The sequence below is a fragment of the uncultured Roseobacter sp. genome, assembly GCF_947496515.1.
GTDB lineage: Bacteria > Pseudomonadota > Alphaproteobacteria > Rhodobacterales > Rhodobacteraceae > Roseobacter.
In genome coordinates this window covers 543,472-564,049 of record NZ_CANMDB010000002.1, presented here as the reverse complement: position 1 = coordinate 564,049, position 20,578 = coordinate 543,472, and the positions used below count along the sequence as shown (strand labels likewise).

The window sequence follows — 20,578 nt, the reverse complement described above, 5'->3', positions numbered from 1 at the left end:
TTGACGGCGTGGATCGTCGATTTTACCGGTGGTATGCGAAACTGGCCCTAGAACTCCACGACGGCGCGGATGGACTTGCCTTCGTGCATGAGCTCGAAGCCGTGGTTGATCTCGTCGAGGGTCAGCTTGTGGGTGATCATCGGGTCGATCTCGATCTTGCCATCCATGTACCAGTCCACGATCCGCGGCACATCCGTGCGCCCCTTGGCCCCGCCAAAGGCCGTGCCGCGCCAGATCCGCCCCGTCACCAGCTGGAAGGGCCGCGTGGAAATCTCCGCCCCCGCGGGCGCCACACCGATGATGATGCTCTCGCCCCAGCCCTTATGCGCCGCCTCCAGCGCCGTGCGCATCACGTTCACATTGCCGGTGGCGTCAAAGGTATAGTCCGCACCCCCTTGCGTTATCTCAACTAAGTGGGCGACCATGTCCCCATCAACCTTGGATGGATTGACAAAATCCGTCATCCCGAAGTGTTTACCCATCTCCACCTTGTCGTCGTTCAGATCCACGCCCACGATCTGATCCGCCCCCGCCAGCCGCAGCCCCTGGATCACGTTGAGACCAATCCCGCCGAGGCCGAAAACGATCGCTCTTGACCCAATCTCAACCTTTGCCGTGTTAATCACAGCGCCAATGCCGGTGGTCACGCCGCAACCGATGTAGCAGATCTTGTCGAAGGGGGCGTCCTTTCGCACCTTGGCCAGTGCGATCTCGGGCACCACCGTGTGGTTGGCGAAGGTCGAGCAGCCCATGTAGTGATGAATGGGCGTGCCGTCGAGCATGGAAAACCGCGTCGAACCATCGGGCAACAGCCCCTGGCCTTGCGTGGCGCGCACCTTCTGACAGAGGTTCGTCTTGGGGTTCAGACAGTATTCACACTCCCGGCATTCGGGCGTGTAGAGCGGGATCACGTGATCGCCCACCTCCAGGCTCGTCACCCCCTCGCCCAGTTCCACCACGACGCCCGCGCCCTCATGGCCGAGGATCGCCGGAAAGATCCCCTCCGGATCATCGCCCGACCGCGTGAACTCATCCGTGTGACACAGACCCGTCGCCTTGATCTCCACCAAAACCTCGCCCGCCCGCGGACCCTCAAGGTTCACCTCCATCACCTCCAAAGGTGCCCCCGCAGATACCGCAACCGCAGCGCGCGTCTTCATCATCGTATATCGTCCTCCCCACGCGTCCAAACCCAGGTGGATCGGCATCGCGAACCCCGCAACTATGCGCGGCGCCCCGCGCGCAGAACAACTAAGACAATGGTGGGTATCAGCTCCGCTAGACAGCCGCGGGCGCTTGCGCGCATAGTTCTGCTACCTCGCTGACAGGAGACGCATGATGACCCACCTCAGACCTCTCGCCATGTGTCTTGCCGTCGCGCTGTGGACAGCGCCTGCACAGGCGGCGGATTTTTCCGACCCAACCTGGCCCTGCGTTCAGCGCAAGGTGGAAAGCCTCTCACCCGGTCTGATGTGGCCCTACCCGCTCGACCCCGAAACCGCGCCCGGGACCGAAGCGATGGGTCAGGACATCGCCGAGCTTGCGGGGTATCTGTCGCTGCGGCGGGTGCCGCTAGAAGACCTTGAGCCCCGTGTCACCGAGTTCGCAGAGGCCTACGACGGCGATGCAAAAGCGCTCGGTCTGGTCTTTGGTGATGTGTTTGACACGCTGTCGAAACGCCGCGCGCGGATCATCGACGGCATCGCGGATTTCTCGCTCGGCCAGATCGCCCTCGCCGAAAAGATCGAGGAGGTCCGCGGCGAGATGACCACGATCCTCGCTGCCGCCGAGCCTGATTTCGACAAGGTCGATGCGCTGGAGGAGCGGCTGGACTGGGATCAGGTGATCTATACCGACCGCCAGCGCAACATCACCTACCTGTGCGAAACACCCACCCTGATCGAGCGGCGGCTCTTCAGCATCGCGCAGATGCTGGGACAGCGGGTCGCGGATGATGGCTGAGCCGCGCGACCCTACTCCCATTCCAATTCGGTAAAGGCGACCGTGGCATTGCGCGGGTTATAGGCCTCGAAGAGCTGCCATTGCCCGGCCTCGCTGGCCGCGATGCTCTCCACCGCCTCGCCCAGACGCTGGCCTGCGTCGATCGCGGCCCGCGTGTCTGCCTCCAGCACCCCGAGGTAGCGGGCCATATCCGCGGCCCCGCCCGGCCAGTCGAGCACAGGGCCACCGTGCCCCGGCACCACCTGCGCCACATCCATATCCTGCATCTGCTGCAGCACCGCGCGCCAGCCCCGCAACCTGCCGTCAAGCGCGGGCGTATGCAGATCAAAGATCAGATCGCCCGTAAAGAGCGTACCGGTTCCCGCGTCCAGCACCGTCAGATCGGTGCCGGTATGGGCCGCGGGCCAGGCGCGCAGCTGCAACGCCCGCGCGCCCAGATCGATCTCCAGCGTCTCCGCCACGGGGACATCGACCGCCACGGCGCGGGTGCCCAGCATCACCTCCGCACCCAGCAACCGCCCGAGGCTTTCGTGGTAATTTGCCTGCCGGTCCGCCAACGCCCGTGCCAGATCCGCGTGTCCCACGACCGCCGCACCTGCCTCCGCGAAGGGGCCCGCGCCCAGAACGTGATCGGGGTGCATATGGGTCAGCACCACGTGGCTGACGGGTTTGTCGGTCTGCACGCGGACCGCGCGCCACAGCGCCTCGCCGATCCAGCGGGCGGTCCCGGTGTCGATCACCGCCACGCTCTGCGCGCCCACCACAAAACCCAGATTGGCCATGTCACCGCGGTTCTCCGCATCGGGCTCGGCTATGGCGCCCCTGTGGACAAAGACACCGGGCGCCACTTGCGCAACATCCAGCGCCACGCCCACGGGCGCGCAGTGCGGCGCCCCGCGTGCCACCAGATCCCCGAAAACCGTCAGATCCGGCGGGCGGGCGATCAAAGCAGCCTCGCACGCGGCCTGCGTCGGCGCCTCATAGCCGGGCAACAGATGGTCGCGGCACGGCCCCTCGGAGAGGCCGAGGCACAGGGTAATGATTGCTTCGAGCATGGCGGCGTCCTCCCCGCGGGCACCCTGTCACAGGACCAACCGGCGGCCCAATCAGCCATAGGTCTGTGTATATTTTTCAATCCATCCGTGTCAGAATGCCGCATCATCCGCTGAGGAGGAGACGGAGATGGCGAGGAAGTGGATCTTGGGGGCAGCCGTTCTGGTGTGCCTATCGGGGCCGGTCTGGTCGGGCGATGCGGTGAAAAACCCGCTGACCGAAAGCGAGACCTGGAACGATCTGCGCGGCGATGTGGTAGGGGATGCCCCCATCGGCTCGGCGGAAACGCTGCTCTCCATCGACGCACCCTACCGCGCCCATGACGCGGCCACCGTGCCCATCGTGCTCAGGCAGACGGACGGGGCCGCGACCATCAGCGCGGCAACCGTGGTCATCGACGAAAACCCGGCCCCGGTCGCGGCGGTCTTCGGCTTCACACCGGCCATGGGCATGCTCGATTTCGAATTCCGCGTGCGGGTCAACCAGTATTCCAACGTCCGCGTCATCGCCGAGACACCAAAGGGCCTGCACATGGCGGGCCGCTTCGTCAAAGCGTCGGGCGGCTGTTCCGCGCCCGCCACCAAGGATCCAGAGCTGGCACTGGCCAGCATGGGCAAGATGAAACTGCGCAGCTTCGACGGGGCGGCCCAGATGTCCACGGCCCGCCGCGAAGCGCAGATCATGATCCGTCATCCCAATTACTCCGGGCTGCAGCGCGACCAGATCACACAGCTGTTCATCCCCGCGCATTTCATCGACCATATGGAAGTCTGGCAAGGGGAGGAGCTGCTCTTCACCATGGATGGCGGCATCTCGATCTCGGAAAACCCAGTGTTCCGCTTCGCCTATAACGACAATGGCGCGGCCACCCTGACGGTCAAGGCGACCGACACCGATGGCAACAGCTTCGAGCGTGATCTGCCAAAATCCGTCAGCGGCTGATCAAGGTCCAGGCTCGCGCCACCCGCGCCCCCGGCCCTCGGGCCGGGCAGCCACCGAGGCCCCCTCGATGGGGGCGAGGTGGCTTTCCTGCCTGCCGCCCACGGGACCTTCAGAAACAGATGATCTCCGCCTCCGCCTGTGCCCGGCGCAGATCGGAGACCATGTTCTCCGCCATCGCCGCACTCTGGAAAAACGACATGCGTTCGCCACCGACCCGACGCATGGACAGCACGGTTTCCGCCTCCAGATACCGCTCGTACGGCAGGATCGAGGCGATCTCGTCGATGGAGCACGCACAGCGGTCCAGCATCTCGCGCGACTGCCCGTTCGTCACCATGCAGGCAAAGACATAATCCGCCCGCGCAGCCGTCGGATAGTCATTCAACTGCTCGGCCACCGATTGCGCGGCCACGGGACCGGCACAGATCAGGCCGAGCATGGCCAGCAGGCGCCTCATTGCGCCGCATCCACCCGGTCGAACATCAGCTCGGAACGGTAGACATCACCCCCCGATGCCTCCGCCACCAGGCTCATGTACCAGCCCGGCACCGCGTCGGACATGGTCACCCGCAACTCCAGATCCCCGAACCCCTGCATGCGCGCACCGTTGGGATCGCCCTCAAAGGGATACAACCGGATGGTCTGGGTTGTAATTGTCTTGCCGCCCAGCACCGCCTCGCCCTCCTCGATCTCAGCGTTCTGGATCAGCGCATCCTTCACCCGGTTGCGGATATAGTATGGGCTGCCGCCCGCGGCCTCGGCCATGTCACGCACCACGGTCTCATAGAAATACATGATCATCGGGTTGCCCACACTGGCCGGAAAGGAGCCAAGCGCGCGGTACTTCTCATCCTTGCGGAACTGCAGCAGCGCCACCCTGGCCTCGCCATCGCGAAAGCTGAGCGCGATCTGCCCGCTGTCCCGGTCCGCCGCCTCTGGTTTCAGCGCATTGCGCACGTCGCGGCGGTAGACCAGTTCCGACCCCCGGTCGATCCGGTCCAGGGTTCCGATGCGGAACAGCAGGTCATAGGTTTTTTCTCCCGACAGCGGGTTCGCCCAGGCAGCGCCCGCCACCAGAGCCAAAATCAATCCTAGCGCAGAAAATCTGATCATTCCCGTCTCCTCCCGAAGGCCAAGTCTGCGGCGCGCTGCCCGGGCAGTCACTGCCGACTTTTGTCTGTGTCTCCATTGGCGCCCCTGCGGATCTTCCAGTCAATGAGCGGGCGCAGCTTGGTCAACTCCGCCGGTTTGGTCAGCACCGACATGTCGTTCTGCACGCCCAGCCGCCGCACGGTCTCACTGCGGTCCGCCGTGATCAGGATCGCCGGCACCGCCGTCTGCGTGGCCGCGCGAATATCGAGCGTCGCCTGCACCCCGGTTTCATCCCCGTCAAGCTGGTAATCCGCCAGGATGATATCCGGCGGGATCCCCATATCCGCCACATGGGTCAGCGCCTCGCCCGCCGAACGCGCGGCCAGCACGCTCGCGCCGTGCAGCTCCAGCCATTGCGTGGCCCCATAGAGCACATCCGCATCGTTCTCGATCACCAGCGCGATGCAATCCAGCGTCCCGTTGACGCTCTCATGAACGGGCTCGGGCCGCTGGGGATGGGCGGTTTCCCGGTCCACGACCTGCATCCCGATGCGAAAGATCGAGCCGCGCCCCGGCGCTGACCGCACCGTCAGCGTATGATCCAGCAGACGGCAGGCCCGGTCCACCACCGACAGCCCCAGCCCCACGCCGGAGCCGATGGGCACATTCTCTGCCCGGGTGAACTCGTCGAAAATGCGCAGCTGGTCGCGCGACGAGATCCCGATGCCGGTGTCCCAGACCTCCAGCAGCACCCGGCCCGCCCGCCTGCGACAGCCCAGCAGCACCCGCCCGCCCGCGTCAGTGTACTGGATCGCATTGACCACCAGGTTCTGGATCGACCGCAGCAGATAGACCGGATCCGACCGCACGATCACACTGCAGGGCACCACATCGAGCTGCACGCCCTTCTCGGCGGCCAGCACGCCCAGATCCGCCCGGACGCCCTCCATCAGACCGCGCAGACCCACGTCCGTTTCGGTCACCGTATCGGGATCGGCACTCTCCAGCCGCGAGATGTCCAGCAGCGAATGCAGCAGATACTCCACCGAGGCAAACGCGCCGCCCAGCCGGTCGACCATGGGCCGGAACCGGGTGTCGTGGGTGGTCTCCTGCAGCGACGAGATCATCAGCTTGGCCGCGTTGATGGGCTGCAACAGATCATGGCTCGCCGCGGCCAGAAACCGCGTCTTGGAGGAGACCGCCGCCTCCGCCCGCTCCTTGGCAAGGCGGAGCTCTTCCTCCACGCGCGCCTTTTCCTCGTATTGCTCTGTCAGACGCTCGTTGGCCCGGGTCAGCTGCGCCGTGCGCGCCATCACCCGGTTCTCCAGCATCTCGGTGGAGCGTGTCTCCAGCGTCACATCCTTGAGCTCCACCAGAAACCCGCCGTCGGGCAGCACGTTGACCTGAACGTCAAGCACCCGGTCCACCCCGTGAGGCACCCGGCTGGTGAGCGATCCGCGGCGCATCAGCTTCTCGCGCCACGGCTCCACCTTGGCCAGCAACGCCGCATCGATCAGACCGCGCGAGCGCATGAAATCCAGCAAGTCAAGCAAGGGCGTCCCTGGCTGTACCCGCGACAAGGGCACCCCCAGCAGATCGCGAAAGCGCCCGTTGTGCATCATCATCTCGCCCGCCGCCGAGAAAGTGCACACGCCCGCGCTCATGTTCTGGAATACCGCCTGCAGATAGTCCGACTGCCGGTCGATCAGATGCTCTTTTTCGCGCCGGTTGTGCCGCACCAGCGTGGTGATCTCGGTCAGCAGCAGCACCGTGTTCTCGGGCGAGGTCTGCTGCGCGCTCAACTGGTACCAGCGGTCGCGCGGCACCTCCGCCACCAGCGACACGACCGATCCCGCCGCGCGCCGGTTGTGCAGGTGACGCCGCATCTTGGAGAGTTTCCGGTCAGTGGACACAAGATAGGCACTGCGCCCCATCAGCTGAAAATACCGGTCCAGCGTCAGCCCGGGCACGATCTTGTCCGACACATCCGGCAACAGCCCGCGGAACAGATCGTTGCAGATCTCCAGACTGCCATCGGAGAACAGCGCCAGCCCTTCCTCCATGCTGGCCAGCGCCTCGGCCAGGGTCTTGCGGGTGCGTTCACGCTCGTAGCGCACGCTTTCCAGCTCGATGGTCTGCTCGGCCACGGTCTGTTGCAGGTCAATAGCAGACTGAAACGCACGATACGCGGACGGCCCCACATCCTCCTGCCGGTTAGCCCGGCGGATCAGCGCATCAATGATCCGCGCCTGCTTGGTCACCTGCACCGCCAGCGGGTCTTCTGGATCAATCATGCTCACCAGAGCTTCCTCTGATCCGGGGCGAAAAACGCCACCCCCACCAGCGTCTGGTTCATATGCACACCGCAGTGCTGCTCGCCGTAGGTGTTGAACCCGAAGACCCGCGCGCCCGCCAGCACCTCAGAGACGCTGTCGCTCAGCTGCTTCTGCTCGATCTCCAGTTTGCGCAGCACACAGTCGAACCCGAGGATGAAATCGGGGCTGCGACCGGCGGCATCGTGGATGTCGAGACCACTGCGCAGGGTGCGCACGATCTCCTGACCGCGACCCAGCCGCATGATCAGCCCGTCGTCGATGGCCGCGAGGAACGACAGCGCACCCGTGTCGTCCGCGCCCCAGATGGCCCGCACATAATGTTGGCCCTTATACTCGATCAGCATCGGATTCTCGGCGAAGATCTGAGGCGACAGATCCTCGACGGCGCAGCCCACCAGCCGCGCGTATTCCGGTGCCGCTGGCGCGCCATTGATCTCGAACACCTTGCGCTCATCAGGGTCCGCATCGGTAATGACCAGCTGCGTCTCGCCTGGCAGGAAGTGATCGAACCCCACCCCCTGAAACGGCAGATCCGTCTCCAGCAGCAACAAGAGTGCCGCGTTGCTGAAACAGTGACCCTGATGCATCACGTAGGTCTGCTCGAACCGCAGCGCATCGCCCGCCGACCCTCCAAAGAGCGGCAGATCCGCCAGCACCGTCTCCAGCATGGAGATCAGCACGTCTTCCTGTTTTGACAGACCATCGGCAAACAGCAGACCCAGACGCTGCCAACCGGCGGTGTGCGAGAATGTCTTCTCATGCCGCTGCGCGGCTGTGGCAATCGTCGTGCTGGACAGGGGCGTCAGCGGCTCGAACAGGATCGAGGAACAGCGAAAATGCGCCTTGGGAAAGGCCAGCAGCAGCAGCGCGTCGGTTTCGTAGCCCTGCGGTGTGATCTGCCCCGCGGTGGAGCAGCCAAAGACCGGCACACCCTCCAGCGTCTCTTCGAGGGCTGCGGCCATACGCGCGCCACTGAACCGCCCCGGCACGAAGGCCAGCAGAAAACAGGTTGCCCGCTGGTTGATCTGGGCCGCCACCTCGCGCGCGGCTGCCCGTTCGTCACCGGCGCGCGATACCGCGACCGCGACATGCCCGGGGCTCGTGCGGTCATCCAGCATCGCTCGGCCCCCGGCGCCTCCGCAAGGCTCCGCCGTCTCGCTGAGGTGCCATCAGTGCATCAGAAAGGCGCGGGCCTCCGGCTCGGCCCCGCGCTGCGAGGCGATCACACCTTCCACCATGACAACCGCCTGCGTCCGGTTCCGGACCCCCAACCGGCGCAGCAGCGCCGTGATATGCGCCTTGACCGTGGCCTCGGCCAGCGACAGCTCATAGGCGATCTGCTTGTTCGGCTTGCCCCGGCAAATCAGCTGCATGATCCGTTTCTGCTGCGGTGTCAGGTCCGCCAGCTTGGGATGGTCAAAAACCTGTTCGGTCTCGCAGTCCTCCGGCGTCTGGAAATCCTTGGGCACATAGGTGCGCCCCGCGACGATATCGGCCAGCACCGCTCGCAGCCCCCGGGCCGAGGTATCCTTGGGCAGGAACCCGCAGGCGCCTTCCTTCAGCAGTGACTGCACCAGATCAAAAGAGGCCAGCGAGGATACCACAAGGATCTTGGCGTGGGGCAGTTTCTGCCGCAGACTCACAAAACCGGAGATGCCGCTGACATCGGGCAGTTTCAGATCAAACATCACCAGCTCAGGGGCAAAACCGTCGTCCACTTCCTGCAGCGCGGCCCCGAGCGTTCGGGCCTTTCGAATGTGGGCCTCGGAGAAAACCAGTTCCAACGCCTGCTCCAGAGCGTCGCTGTACAAAGGGTGATCGTCAACAATCAGGATGTCGGAGACAGCATCCTGATTAACAAGCGCACTTGAGTGTTCCATTCCAATTCCTCCCGGGTGCATGGTACCCGGACTGGTCTCATTTTCAACTGCTAGTACAAATCATCCGGTCCGCGGCGCTGTGGGGCGGCCAGTAGATCTCACCCAGACTTGAGAAATTCCCGCGCGAAATGCCGCAGGTCAAGCCGCGCCGCGCCCGGCGCGAAAACCGACCGATCCAGCGTTTTCAGCAGATCCATGCGGCGCGCGGAGGGCCCATCGCGCCGCATCAGCGCCGTGGCCGCCCGGCGCAGATCCGATGCACCGCCCTGCCGGGCCGCCCGCCGCAAACCCCGCGTCAAAGGGTCCAGCGGACCAAAACGCGACAGCGCTTCACAGCCCTTCAACCGCCGCCCCAGACAGCCCCACAGGGTTCCCCCGATGCAGATCAGCCCGCCCAGAACCGCCAGTGACCAGCCGGGCAGCACCGCAGAAGAGACCGGCTCGGGCACCGGCGCGCCCTGCGGCACGACGCTCCCGTAGGCCACGCGCTGCGCGGAAATCGTGACGCTGCGCGCCACCCGGTTCACTGTGTCAAAATAGTCGAACCCCATGGGCTCCACGATGGTCGACGTGTCGTTGCCCGGCTGGATGGTCCAGCGCCAGAACGCAAAGGACTGCGGCCCCCAGGGTGACAATTCCACAAACCGCTGCTCGGGGTGCGCAAAGATCCTGCCCGAGGGCGAGGTCAGCTCCGGCATGGGCGGCAGCATCTCCGGCGTCACGCCCAGAGCCTCGATACGCACCACCCGCAGCACCCCCTCGCCTCGGGTCAGCTGGTCGGGCGCGTTGGACCACTGATCGGAAATCCGCAGTTGCCGGACCGGGAACCACCAGTCCGGCCCGTCGGGTGCCGGGGCGACCTCGATCCGCACCGGCGCGGAGCTGACCGCATGCTCGAACCAGTTGTCGCGCTCGTCCGTCAGGGTCAGGTTATGGGCAAACGCGCCGATCTCCAGCGTGCCCGCCCGGTCGGGATAGATCGCCATCCGCCGGGTGAAGGTCTTGACCAGAGCACCCTCCAGCCGTTCCTCGCGCCAGGTATCATCGCCCAGCTGGGTCCAGCTGAACCCGTCGAACGACGGCTGCACCAGCTTTTCACGGGTGATGTGGCGACGGTAGATGCCGCGGATGGTGATCAGCACCATCTCCTTGACCAGCGGTATGTGCTCGGTCTCCTCGACCTCGACCCAGATCACCGCGTCGCTCGGCGCCACGCTGCGGGTCTGCGCCGCGGGCGCGGCCGGGATCAGCAGACACAGCACCAGCGCAACCCACCTCATCGCGGATCCTCCGGATCGGGCGGCGCCAGTCCCAGCTTGACCCGGCGCTTGTGTTCCTGCGCGATCCGCGCGGCCATGTAGTCGCCCGGAACGTCCGACAGTTGCTGCAACCAGCGCGCGTCCGCGACCATGAACCGATCGTCAAAGATCCGCCGCACCCCCAGCGTCCCGCGGCTTTGCAGCTCCGCCAGCCCCAGCATGGTGTTGGTGTTGGTCACATCGCTGCCGGTGCCCGCCGCCCGTCCGTTGCCCCGCGCGACAAAGCTCTCCTCCGTCGGTCCCTCCTTGCGCTCGGGGAAAAGCCCCAGAGCCTCCGGGTCGATCCCCAGCCCCGCGTAGTAGGCCGCCACCACGTCGAAATTGGCCTGCGCATCCGCGTCCCCGCCCGCCCGCGCCCGGTCAAACGCCTCCAGTGCTGCGGCATGGCGCCCTGCCTGCGCCTCCGCGTTGCCAAGGTTGAAGAGCGCGCCAGCGTCGGCGAAATGCGCTGCCGCTGCCTCCGGGTCTGCGGCGCGGTAGCGCGCGACACCGCGCCAGCCGGGATCCGCAAAAAACCGCTCCGCCAACGCCGGCAACCCGGCGGCCAGCAGCACCCGGCCAAAGGGGGCCGCACCGCCCAAAGCCACCGCCAGCCCAAGCGCGGCCACGGCGATCACCGCCAGCGCCCTCATACCGCCGACCGCCGGAACAGGGTCAGCAACGGCACCAGCGCGAGCAGCAGCAGATACCGCCCCAGATCCGTCCAAAAGAGCAGCGGCGTCTGCTGCCGTTCCAACCGGCTGCGCGCCGCCTCGGTCAGCCAGTCGGTCAGCGCGCCGGTCTCGCCCAGCGTGAACACCCGGCCCTGCCCCACCGCGGCGTGGGTCTCGAAGGCGGGCGTCAGCCCCTCCAGCGCCACCAGCGAGACCCGCGCGCCGCGCGCGGCGATAGCCCCCGTGGCCTGCAGCGACGATGGCCCCAGCCCGGCTCCATCGGTCATTACCACCACATCCCCCGCCAGCACACCGGCCTCGGCCAGCACCGTCTCGGCCAGCGCCAGCGCCCGTTCGGGGCGCGACCCGGGGTCGGGCACCGTCTCAGGCCCGATCAGCGACAGGGTCTGCCCCAGCTGCAGATGATCGCGCGTCATATCCGTCGCCACATAAGCATCGCCCGCAAACACAATCAGCCCCCCGGGCCGGGTGCCGAGGGCGGCCAGACCGAACCGCCCCATGGCCTGCAACTGCGACCAGCGGGCGTGTGTCGTCACACTGGGCGAGGCGTCGATGACAAAAAGCACACCGTCGAGGTTGCGGTAGGACAGCGTATCGCGCCGCTCCACCGCCGGACCGGCAAGCCCCAGGATGATCAGCCCAAGTGCCGCCAGCATCGCCACCAGCGGCGCCCGGCTCGCACCCTGATCCACCCGGCCGAGGGCTGCCATGGCGCGCAGCAACGCAGGATCGCTCGCGCGCTGCCAATCACCCAGACCGCCGCGCCGCTGCCACAGCCACCAGCCCACCAGCGCCAGCGCGGGCAGCGCGAGCAACCATCCGGGCCGCAGCAGGGTGACATCGGCCGCGCTCATGTCAGCTCCCTCCAGCCCAGCCACAGACCCAGACCCGCCGCCAGCGCCGCGGGCCAGAACCAGTAGTCGCGAAAGACCTCCGCCGCCAGACCGTCGCTGTCGGTGGCTTCCAGCCGGTCCAGCGCCTCGGACACTGCCACCAGATCATCGGTCGTCCGCACCCGGAAACTCTCGCCTCCCGAGATCTCGGAAATGGCCTGCAGCGTGGCCGCATCTACCACCCCGCGCTCGCCCGCCTCCGCCGTGGTCAGATCCTTCGGCCCGAGCGCAATGGTATGCACCCGGATCCCTTCGCGCGCGGCCAGCTCCGCCACCCCGCGCGGGTTCGTCGCACCCGCGTTGTTGATGCCATCGGACAGCAGGATCACCACCCGGCTGGCCGCCGCACTCTGCGTCATCCGCTTGATGGCAAGCCCCAGACCGTCGGAGATATTGGTGGCCCGCCCCGAGATACCAATGGTCGCGCCTTCGATCCGCCGGGCCACGGCTTCCACGTCAAAGGTAAAGGGGGCCGCGTAATAGGCTTCCGAGCCAAAGACGATCAGCGCCACCCTGTCCCCGCCGCGCCGCCGGGCGAAATCCGCGCCCACGGTGGTCACCGCCTCCAGCCGGCTGATCTGGCGGTCGTCGAGGTCGAAATCATCGCGCACCATCGACCCCGACAGATCCAGCACGATGGCCAGATCGCGCCCCGTCACTTTCAGCGCCGACACCGGGGCCAGATCGCGCGGCCCGGCAGCCGCCAGCAGCAGCAGCGCCCAGACCGCCCAGAGCAACCCGCGGGTAGCACCGGCCCCCGCACTGGCCGAGGGCCCCTGCCCGCCTGCGAGCAAGACAGCCCCGATCCGGTCCGGCACGCGCATCGCACCACCGGTCAGCTGATCCGGGCTCAGCAGATGGCGCGCCAAAAACGGCAGCGGCAACAGCAACAGCACCCAGGGATCGGCCAGCTCAAGCACAGCGCCGCACCTCATGCTCCAGCGTCTCCAGATCGATACCGCCGCCGGGGGTGTAGATCTCGCCTTTGATGGCCGCAAACCGCTCCGGCGCCCGCGCGCGGAGCAGGTGCAGCAAGGCGACGCGCCGCTCCGCCCCGGTCAGATGCGCCAGGGCCGCCAGCCCCGTCTCCGACCCGGTGGCCTGCGGCTGCTTCTCGCGGCTCAACAGCCGGATCACCCCCACGAGCAGCAATGCCGCAACACTCGCCAGCCCGATGACTGCTGCGACCTCGGCCAGCGTGCCGCCCGCCGCTATCTCCGGCAGTCGGATGTCGCGCAGGCTGGCCAGCATGGCCGCTTCGCTGATGGCGCGGTCGGTCACGGGGCCCCGGCCTCCGCGAAGCCCGCCACCAGCCGCCGCGCGGTCTGCTCCACCGTCTCGCCTGCGTCGAGGATCAGCGCGTCGCGTCCGGCAATCGGGGCAAAGCGGTCCTGCGCTGGCGGCGCGCCCCCCAGCCGCAACCGCAACCGCCGACCATCGGCCAGCCGCACCGGATACCGGCCCCGCGGCATCGCCGTCGTTTGCGCATCCGTCACCAGCACCAGCCGCGGGCTGCGCCGCCGCGCCAGCGCCGTCAGAGCATCACCAAGGCCAGCCCCCGGCGCATCGAAGCCGGAGGCGATCACGATCTCCGAGCCCGGCGGCACCAGCCGCCCGGCCCGCGGCAGAACCGTGTCCAGCGGTGGCTCCTTGCCATCGCCGGAGACCATCGCCGCCAGACCGTCGCGATGCGCCTGCACCAGCCCGCCGATCACGTCCAGCATCCCCCGGCTGCGCCCCCGCGGCGGCACGATCACCGTCCCCGCCGCACTCAGCGCGAGCAGCCCGACCCGGCCCCCGCCTTCGACGATGCGCCAGCCAAGAAGGCTCAGCGCTTCGGCCGCCGCCACCGAGCGAAAGGCCCGGCGCAATCCCCAGAACATCGATGGCCGGAAATCCGCGACCAGCAGGCTCACCCGGTCCCGCTCCTCCTGAAACTGCCGCACGTGCAACCGGCCCGTGCGCGCCGTCGTGCCGCGGTCCAGATGGCGCAGATCGTCACCGGCCACGTATTCGCGCATATCCGCGACCTCCAGCCCGTGGCCCTTGCGCCGCGTGGCAAAGCCGCCGGGCAGGGCTGCCAGCACCGGATCCGCCTGCGCCGTCAGCGCCACCCGGCGCAGGGCGATCAGCGCCGCGGCACCAAGCGCGACCCCCGGTGCCTCCAGCGCCGCACTCACAACGGGGGCGTGGCGGCCAGGATCTCCGCCACCACATCGCGCGGCCTGCGCCCGTCGGCCACCGCCCGCCAGCTCAGCACCATCCGGTGCGCCAGCGCATCACCGGCGAGAGCCGCGACATCCTCCGGCATGGCATAGTCGCGCCCCTGCAGATAGGCCCGTGCCTTGGCGGCCGCAGCCAGCGCGAGCGACCCGCGCGGCGACACGGCGTGTTCGATGTCGGCTGCCAGTTCGCCCTGCCGGGTCGCGAGTACCAGCCGCACGATGAAATCCCGCAACTCCGGCGCCAGATGCACGGCGCGCACCGCCGCCCGGGCCGCGCCCAGCTCCGTCAGCGTCAGCGCCTGCTGCGGCGCGGGCGCGCCCTGCGCCTCCGCCTCCACCAGATCGAGGATCTGCCGCTCGGTCTCCAGCCCCGGCAGCGCCAGCACCACATGCAGCAAAAACCGGTCCAGCTGTGCTTCGGGCAGCGGAAAGGTCCCGTCATGTTCGATGGGGTTCTGCGTCGCGACCACCAGAAACGGATCAGGCAGCGGGTGCGTAGTCGTACCGGCGGTCACCTGATGCTCCGCCATCGCCTCCAGCAGCGCCGATTGCACCTTGGGCGGGGCGCGGTTGATCTCATCCACCAGCACCAGATTGTTGAAGACCGGCCCCGGCACGAATTCAAACGTCCCGTCCTGCGGTTTGTAAACCGGCGTGCCCGTCAGGTCAGACGGCATCAGATCGGGCGTGCACTGGATCCGCGCAAACCGCCCCTCCACCGCGTCCGACAGCCGCTTGACCGCCCGTGTCTTGGCGAGCCCCGGCGCACCTTCCACCAGCAGATGACCGTCCGCGAGCAATGCCACCAGCAGCCGCTCCACCAGAACATCGTGCCCGACCAATCCCTTGCCAAGATAGGACGCCAGTGCCGCCACCCCGGGCTGGGCCGGGTCAGGTCGTGTGTCCATGCGCTCTCCCCCCGCGGCCCGACAGGCCTGAGATCTCCACGGTAGCCGCGCCCGCATCTTCCGCAAAGACACCCGAAAGTATTACCCGCGACCCTGACGCGGGCGGCATCTACCCCGCGCGCCCGGCCCTCAACCCGGGGCGCGCTGACAGCCGGGGGCCACCAGCGGCGCGAACCGACCATCCGCCATCGTCTCCTCGGCCCGCCGCAGCAGCGCGTCATACTCACGGTCGATATACTCGATGAACGCGGGCTCAACGGTCTGATCCACCGGTGCTTCGGCCACCGCGTGCATCATGAAGAGATCAAACGCACAGAGCCCCGCGGGGTTCGACCGCAAAAGCGCCCGCATGAAATCACGCGATTCCCACGGCAGCCGGTCCAGCACCATGGGCCGCTCCTGCAGCTTGGACTGAAACGCCGCTGCCCGGTCAAACAGCAGAATGTCCATCCCGAAGGTGAAGGACTGAAACAGCTCCTCCACCAGAATGGATCTGTAGAACGACCGCTCCAGCCCGCCCACCTGGCCAGGCCGCGGCTGCTTGACCATGATATGGGTGCCCTGACCGCGACGCCCGAAAAACGTCTGCGCCATGGCAGGCGAGGTCGCAACAAAGAACCGCCGCGCGGGCAGCCCTAGATCGTAAATGCCGTTCATCCAGCTCAGATCCGCCGACAGCGCCTGATTGGGCGGATGCCCGGAATAGAGCCTCAGCACCACCGTGCGCCCCGATCCGCACAGCGCCGCCTCGCCGCCCGCATAGCGCATGGTCACCGGCTTGCCGAACACATGGGCCGCCAGATCCCGAAACGCATTGATCACCTCGAGCGAGTTGGCATGCGGCCGCTCGCCCACCAGACACAGGCTCGCCCCCGCCAGATCGCGCCCGTTGATATGCACCGGAATGGACAGATCGCGTCCGATCATCGTGGTGCGCAGCTGATAGTTCCATCCCTTCCGCGCCAGATCCAGATAGGCTGTGCGGTCCGCCAGCGCGGGCAACGCCTGAACCCAAAGGCAGGCAAAAAGAACGATCAGACATCGCATGAGCGCAAAGCTAGGTCGCCGCCCCCTGCCCGTCCACGGAATTGTCACGCAGCGCTCAGGTCACCGGCGCGCCAAACATGTCCGCCGTCATCGCCGCATACCAGTCTTCGGATTCCCCATAGGTCTCGCGCCGCAGCGCCGCTGTCTCTCCGGGCTGCGAGATGAAACCGTCCACGCGGGCGATCTTTTCCGCTGTCGCCTCATAGGTGGCCCCGACCTTTACCCCGTCCTGCGGAGCAATCAGCGACCAGCAGGTATTGGCATAGCGCGGCGGAAACTGCGCCGATCCGGTCAGCGCCGCCAGCACCGCATTGGCACAGACCTTGGCCTGGCTGTTGGCGGCAAAGCCCGATTTGGGCATATCACCCTGGGCCGCCGCATCGCCCAGCACATGGATGTCGGGATCGACCCGGCTGCTCATATCGGCGGCGTGCACCGGGGCCCAGTTGCCCTCTGTCACGCCCGCGATCTGCGCGATGCGGCCCGCCTTCATGGCCGGGATCACGTTGCAGACGTCCACGCGCGTCGCTTCCCCGTCGATGCTCAGCGTCATGGCATCCGGATCCACGCGCACCACACCGCCGCCGAAATCCTCGCCCACCCAGTCGATCATGCCGGGGTAATGCTCCGCCCAGCCTTCCTCGAAGAGCGACATCTTGGAGAATTTGGGCTTGGGATCGGCAATGAGGATCTTGGCCGTGGGGTTCGTCTCTTTCAGCACATGCGCCACCATCGACACCCGCTCATAGGGGCCCGGCGGGCAGCGGTAGGGATTGGGCGGCGCGACCATGGCAAAGATGCCGCCCTGAGGCATCGCCGCCACCTGCGCGCGCAACAGCTCCGTCTGCGATCCGGCCTTGTAGGCATGCGGCATCGCGTTCTGCGCGGCCAGCGACCAGCCCGGCACAGCGCCCTCCACGAAATCAATCCCGGGGCTCAGGATCAGCCTGTCATAGCCCAGCTCCCCGCCCCCGGCGAGCGTTACGACCCGCGCCGCACGGTCCACCGCCACCGCCCAGTCGTGCACCACATTGACCCCGCCGCGCGCCAGCCCGCCGTAGCTGTGCCCGATCTCCTCGATCCTTTTCAGCCCGCCCAGATAAAGGTTGGAGAAAAAGCACGACACATAGACGCGCGAAGGCTCCACCAGCGTCACCGCCACAGCGCCCGCACCGTCCCGGGCGAGGTAGCGCGCCGCCGTGGCCCCCCCTGCCCCGCCGCCGATCACCAGCACACGGGGCCGCGCATGCCCCTCCGCCAATACGGCAGGGGCGGCGAGCACGCCTGCCCCGGCCCCCAGAAACCCTCGTCTGTTCAACGCCATCTCGATCCCTCCCCGGATCAGTCCTCGGCCCCTGTCGCGAAATAGGCCGCGAGCGCTGCAATCTCCCGCGGCCCGAGGCTGCGCGCCACCCCCTGCATCCCCGCATGGGTCCGGCGGCCACAGCGATAGCCGATCAGCGCCGCTGCGAAATCCTCCCGTGTCATACCGGCAATCGCCGGGATCGCCCCCGGATCACCGGCCCCGTGGCAACTGCGACAGGACCCCGCCAGATAGGCACCGTAGGCCGCGTCCCCCGCGGGCAACACCGGGTCGGAACACAGCGCGTCGGCCGCCGCGGCACCACCGCAGAGCACCGCAACCAGCCCGCCGCATATGAGCCGCTTTCCCTCTGCCATGGCGGTCAGTATCCCGCAGCCCCTGCCGCGGGCACAGGCCCACTTTGGTCGGCGTCTGCGGCGCGCGCCCGGGCTCGACGACGCAGGGCTCAAACCACCTCGACCGCCTGACTGTCCGTGTAGACAGCACCGTCATCGTCGTACCAGGCAAAGCGGAACACGCCGGACCGCGGCACGCGGGCGCGAAACTCAAAGAAGGGATTGGTGGCGATGCCGGGATGTACCTCGATGTCCACGACCGCCTCGTCCTCGAAATGACAGGTGAAGCGGTGGATGATCGCGCGGGGGATCACCGCACCGGCCTCATCCACGCGCTGCCCGCTCTCCATCCGGTGGGTGATCAGCGTCTTGATGGGGATCACCTCGCCCGCCGTCACGCGCCTGGGCAGCTTCACCCGGGATTTCACGCCGCTTGCCATGCTCCCCCCCTCACGCGCCGCAACCGCCGACGATCACCTCGACGCGCTGTGCGACCTGCCGCACCGTGCCATCCGCCATCCGCGCCAGCGCCATCACCTCCTGGGTGCGCGCAAGCCGCATCCGGGTGGAGAGCATCGGCGCCACCGCCAGCGGCCCGAACCGCGCCAGCGCAATGACCGGAACAGGGTTGCGGGGCGCCACGATCATCAGTGCCTCCGCCCCTTCCGCCGCCACGACCACGGGCACCTTGAAGCCGTCCTCGGCCACCGGATCGAGGCGCAGGCTCACGCCGCCCGGCACCAGCGGTGCACCGCCCGCAAAGGCCGCCACCGCCTGCTCTGCGGTCACGTCCTGCGCACGCAGCGCACCCGGCAGGCCGAGCGCCAGCAGCAGGGATGCGCCTGACATGAGCGTGCCGCGTCGTGTGACCTCCACGGGTCCGTCCTCCTCCATTATCCCGCCCAACGCTACGCGAGCCGGACCATTTCCGGCAATGAAAACTTCGTGACGTCGCACGCGCCCGCGACCAAAGGATCCGCGCAGGCGCTTGTGGCCCTTGGGCTTTCGGGGCAAGCTGACCCGACTTGCAGCACCTTGGGGAGGGGACGTGGGCACATCCGAACAACACGCCAAAGGCGGGCTGGCCGTGCGCAATCTGGGGTTTACCTACGGCGCCAAGACCGCGCTGAGGGATATCTCGCTCACCGTGCCCGCGGGTCGGTTCTGCGCGCTGCTGGGGCCCAATGGCGCGGGCAAATCCACGCTCGTGTCGCTGCTGACCCGGCTGCTCGTCGCCCCTGCAGGCGACATCCACATCGCCGGGCACGACCTGCGCACCCGCTCGCGCCGCGCGCTCGGCAAACTGGGTGTCGTCTTTCAGCAGCCCACGCTGGATCTCAACCTGACCGTCCGGCAGAACATGAGCTATTTCGCCGCGCTCCACGGCCTGCCCCGCAGCGAGGTGCCGGGCCGCATCGACGCCGCCCTCGACCGGCTCGACATGCGCGCGCGCGGCGATGAACGTGCGCGCAATCTCAACGGCGGGCACCGCCGCCGGATGGAGCTTGCCCGCGCCCTGCTGCACGACCCCGCCGTGCTGCTGCTGGATGAACCGACCGTCGGCCTCGATGCCGCGGCCCGTCAGGCGATCACAGCCCATGTGCACGATCTGGCCGACCAGGGGCTCTGCGTGCTCTGGACCACGCATCTGACGGACGAAGTCCGCGACGCCGATGCGCTGCTGGTCCTGCACCAGGGCGAGATCATCGCCGACGGCACCGCAGGCGAGATCCGGGGCGAGACATCGCTCAAGGACTGGTTTCTCGCTCGCACCGGGCCCGTCCCCGCATGAGCGGGTTCTGGGGCGTCACCCGGGCCATCGTGGGCCGCGAATTCCTGCGGTTCATTCACCAGCGCGAACGCTTTGTCGCCGCCCTCGTCCGCCCGCTCGTGTGGCTCCTGATCTTCGCCGCCGGGTTTCGCGCCGCCCTCGGCCTGTCGATCATCCCGCCCTACCAGACCTACATCACCTACGAGACCTACATCGTGCCCGGGCTCTGCGCGATGGTGCTGCTCTTCAACGGCATGCAAAGCTCGCTCAGCCTCGTCTACGACCGCGAAATGGGCTCCATGCGCCTGCTGCTGACCTCGCCCTTTCCGCGCTGGTGGCTGCTCTTTTGCAGGCTCTTCGGCGCCACGGCGATCTCCATCCTGCAGGTCTACGCCTTTCTGGGCATCGCCGCGCTCTTTGGCATCACCATGCCCGGCTGGGGCTATGTCACCGTGCTGCCGGGGCTCATTCTCGGCGGGCTGATGCTGGGCGCCCTGGGTCTGGTCCTGTCGAGCTTCATCACCCAGCTGGAGAATTTCGCCGGCGTGATGAACTTCGTCATCTTCCCGATGTTCTTTCTGTCCTCAGCCCTCTACCCCTTATGGAAAATGGCCGAAAGCTCGCCGCTTCTGCGCGACATCTGCGCCCTCAACCCCTTTACCTACGTGGTCGAGCTCATCCGCTTCCTGCTCTACCTGCAGATCAACTGGCAGGCCCTCGCCTGGGTGGCGATCAGCACGCTGGTGCTGGGGCTGATCGCCGTCTGGGGCTACGATCCCGCCCGCGGGCTGATGAAGCGCAAGGGCTGAGGTCAGAT

At 67.2% G+C, this 20,578-nt stretch carries 23 protein-coding genes; 4 read left to right on the top strand and 19 right to left on the bottom strand.

All coding sequences use genetic code 11. The annotated features are described in order from the left end of the window. Positions 1 to 47 precede the first annotated feature (47 nt). On the bottom strand, positions 48 to 1,160 hold the full coding sequence (locus tag Q1A53_RS06345) for an S-(hydroxymethyl)glutathione dehydrogenase/class III alcohol dehydrogenase (RefSeq protein ID WP_299964452.1): 1,113 nt from the start codon (positions 1,158 to 1,160) through the stop codon (positions 48 to 50). 178 nt (positions 1,161 to 1,338) lie between these two features. Between Q1A53_RS06345 and Q1A53_RS06340 the strand changes: the two genes are divergently transcribed. After that, positions 1,339 to 1,962 (top strand): hypothetical protein, encoded by a 624-nt coding sequence (locus tag Q1A53_RS06340; protein WP_299964124.1) that lies wholly within the window; start codon positions 1,339 to 1,341, stop codon positions 1,960 to 1,962. Positions 1,963 to 1,973: 11 nt separating this feature from the next. Here the strand turns inward: Q1A53_RS06340 and Q1A53_RS06335 are convergent, their stop codons facing one another. Continuing rightward, positions 1,974 to 3,017: a quinoprotein relay system zinc metallohydrolase 2 gene (locus Q1A53_RS06335; protein WP_299964123.1), complete on the bottom strand. Its 1,044-nt coding sequence runs from the start codon at positions 3,015 to 3,017 to the stop codon at positions 1,974 to 1,976. 127 nt (positions 3,018 to 3,144) lie between these two features. On the opposite strand from Q1A53_RS06335, the gene Q1A53_RS06330 reads away from it, so the two are divergent. Beyond that, positions 3,145 to 3,957 carry a quinoprotein dehydrogenase-associated SoxYZ-like carrier gene (locus Q1A53_RS06330; protein WP_299964122.1) on the top strand — a complete coding sequence of 271 codons (813 nt, stop codon included), beginning with the start codon at positions 3,145 to 3,147 and terminating at the stop codon, positions 3,955 to 3,957. 109 nt (positions 3,958 to 4,066) lie between these two features. On the opposite strand, the gene Q1A53_RS06325 is transcribed toward Q1A53_RS06330, so the two are convergent. The 17 genes from Q1A53_RS06325 to Q1A53_RS06245 all read right to left on the bottom strand — a co-directional run bounded on the left by Q1A53_RS06325 (position 4,067) and on the right by Q1A53_RS06245 (position 18,866). Continuing rightward, positions 4,067 to 4,414 (bottom strand): hypothetical protein, encoded by a 348-nt coding sequence (locus Q1A53_RS06325; RefSeq protein ID WP_299964121.1) that lies wholly within the window; start codon positions 4,412 to 4,414, stop codon positions 4,067 to 4,069. After that, positions 4,411 to 5,070, bottom strand: a complete 660-nt coding sequence (locus Q1A53_RS06320; RefSeq protein WP_299964120.1) for a hypothetical protein — start codon at positions 5,068 to 5,070, stop codon at positions 4,411 to 4,413. The genes Q1A53_RS06325 and Q1A53_RS06320 overlap by 4 nt, the downstream gene beginning before the upstream one ends. A gap of 47 nt (positions 5,071 to 5,117) precedes the next feature. Beyond that, on the bottom strand, positions 5,118 to 7,343 hold the full coding sequence (locus Q1A53_RS06315; protein WP_299964470.1) for a PAS-domain containing protein: 2,226 nt from the start codon (positions 7,341 to 7,343) through the stop codon (positions 5,118 to 5,120). Between the two features lie 2 nt (positions 7,344 to 7,345). Further along, positions 7,346 to 8,503: an FIST N-terminal domain-containing protein gene (locus Q1A53_RS06310; RefSeq protein ID WP_299964119.1), complete on the bottom strand. Its 1,158-nt coding sequence runs from the start codon at positions 8,501 to 8,503 to the stop codon at positions 7,346 to 7,348. A gap of 51 nt (positions 8,504 to 8,554) precedes the next feature. After that, the gene (locus Q1A53_RS06305) at positions 8,555 to 9,265 is read right to left on the bottom strand and encodes a response regulator transcription factor (RefSeq protein ID WP_299964118.1); all 711 of its coding nucleotides are present in this window, start codon (positions 9,263 to 9,265) and stop codon (positions 8,555 to 8,557) included. Positions 9,266 to 9,363: 98 nt separating this feature from the next. After that, complete coding sequence (locus tag Q1A53_RS06300) at positions 9,364 to 10,545, bottom strand: hypothetical protein (RefSeq protein WP_299964117.1); 1,182 nt, start codon at positions 10,543 to 10,545, stop codon at positions 9,364 to 9,366. Next, the gene (locus Q1A53_RS06295) at positions 10,542 to 11,216 is read right to left on the bottom strand and encodes a hypothetical protein (protein ID WP_299964116.1); all 675 of its coding nucleotides are present in this window, start codon (positions 11,214 to 11,216) and stop codon (positions 10,542 to 10,544) included. Before Q1A53_RS06295 ends, Q1A53_RS06300 begins: the two co-directional genes overlap by 4 nt. After that, positions 11,213 to 12,112, bottom strand: coding sequence for a VWA domain-containing protein (locus Q1A53_RS06290; protein WP_299964115.1), 900 nt, complete (start codon positions 12,110 to 12,112; stop codon positions 11,213 to 11,215). The genes Q1A53_RS06295 and Q1A53_RS06290 overlap by 4 nt, the downstream gene beginning before the upstream one ends. After that, entirely contained in the window at positions 12,109 to 13,071 is a 963-nt protein-coding gene (locus Q1A53_RS06285; protein ID WP_299964114.1) for a VWA domain-containing protein, read from the bottom strand. Before Q1A53_RS06285 ends, Q1A53_RS06290 begins: the two co-directional genes overlap by 4 nt. Further along, on the bottom strand, positions 13,064 to 13,432 hold the full coding sequence (locus Q1A53_RS06280) for a hypothetical protein (protein WP_299964113.1): 369 nt from the start codon (positions 13,430 to 13,432) through the stop codon (positions 13,064 to 13,066). Before Q1A53_RS06280 ends, Q1A53_RS06285 begins: the two co-directional genes overlap by 8 nt. After that, on the bottom strand, positions 13,429 to 14,331 hold the full coding sequence (locus tag Q1A53_RS06275; protein WP_299964112.1) for a DUF58 domain-containing protein: 903 nt from the start codon (positions 14,329 to 14,331) through the stop codon (positions 13,429 to 13,431). Before Q1A53_RS06275 ends, Q1A53_RS06280 begins: the two co-directional genes overlap by 4 nt. Beyond that, positions 14,328 to 15,284: an AAA family ATPase gene (locus Q1A53_RS06270; RefSeq protein WP_299964111.1), complete on the bottom strand. Its 957-nt coding sequence runs from the start codon at positions 15,282 to 15,284 to the stop codon at positions 14,328 to 14,330. The genes Q1A53_RS06275 and Q1A53_RS06270 overlap by 4 nt, the downstream gene beginning before the upstream one ends. A gap of 129 nt (positions 15,285 to 15,413) precedes the next feature. Next, positions 15,414 to 16,331 (bottom strand): hypothetical protein, encoded by a 918-nt coding sequence (locus Q1A53_RS06265; protein ID WP_299964110.1) that lies wholly within the window; start codon positions 16,329 to 16,331, stop codon positions 15,414 to 15,416. A gap of 55 nt (positions 16,332 to 16,386) precedes the next feature. Continuing rightward, on the bottom strand, positions 16,387 to 17,655 hold the full coding sequence (locus tag Q1A53_RS06260; RefSeq protein WP_299964109.1) for an NAD(P)/FAD-dependent oxidoreductase: 1,269 nt from the start codon (positions 17,653 to 17,655) through the stop codon (positions 16,387 to 16,389). Positions 17,656 to 17,672: 17 nt separating this feature from the next. After that, entirely contained in the window at positions 17,673 to 18,011 is a 339-nt protein-coding gene (locus Q1A53_RS06255; RefSeq protein ID WP_299964108.1) for a hypothetical protein, read from the bottom strand. Between the two features lie 89 nt (positions 18,012 to 18,100). After that, on the bottom strand, positions 18,101 to 18,430 hold the full coding sequence (gene soxZ / locus Q1A53_RS06250) for a thiosulfate oxidation carrier complex protein SoxZ (protein ID WP_299964107.1): 330 nt from the start codon (positions 18,428 to 18,430) through the stop codon (positions 18,101 to 18,103). 10 nt (positions 18,431 to 18,440) lie between these two features. Further along, positions 18,441 to 18,866: a thiosulfate oxidation carrier protein SoxY gene (locus Q1A53_RS06245; RefSeq protein WP_299964106.1), complete on the bottom strand. Its 426-nt coding sequence runs from the start codon at positions 18,864 to 18,866 to the stop codon at positions 18,441 to 18,443. A gap of 172 nt (positions 18,867 to 19,038) precedes the next feature. On the opposite strand from Q1A53_RS06245, the gene Q1A53_RS06240 reads away from it, so the two are divergent. Together Q1A53_RS06240 and Q1A53_RS06235 are read left to right on the top strand one after the other, a co-directional pair. After that, complete coding sequence (locus tag Q1A53_RS06240) at positions 19,039 to 19,782, top strand: ABC transporter ATP-binding protein (RefSeq protein ID WP_299964105.1); 744 nt, start codon at positions 19,039 to 19,041, stop codon at positions 19,780 to 19,782. After that, a complete protein-coding gene (locus Q1A53_RS06235) occupies positions 19,779 to 20,570 on the top strand; it encodes an ABC transporter permease (RefSeq protein WP_299964104.1) in 792 nt (263 codons plus the stop codon). The genes Q1A53_RS06240 and Q1A53_RS06235 overlap by 4 nt, the downstream gene beginning before the upstream one ends. The last annotated feature ends 8 nt before the right edge of the window (positions 20,571 to 20,578 follow it).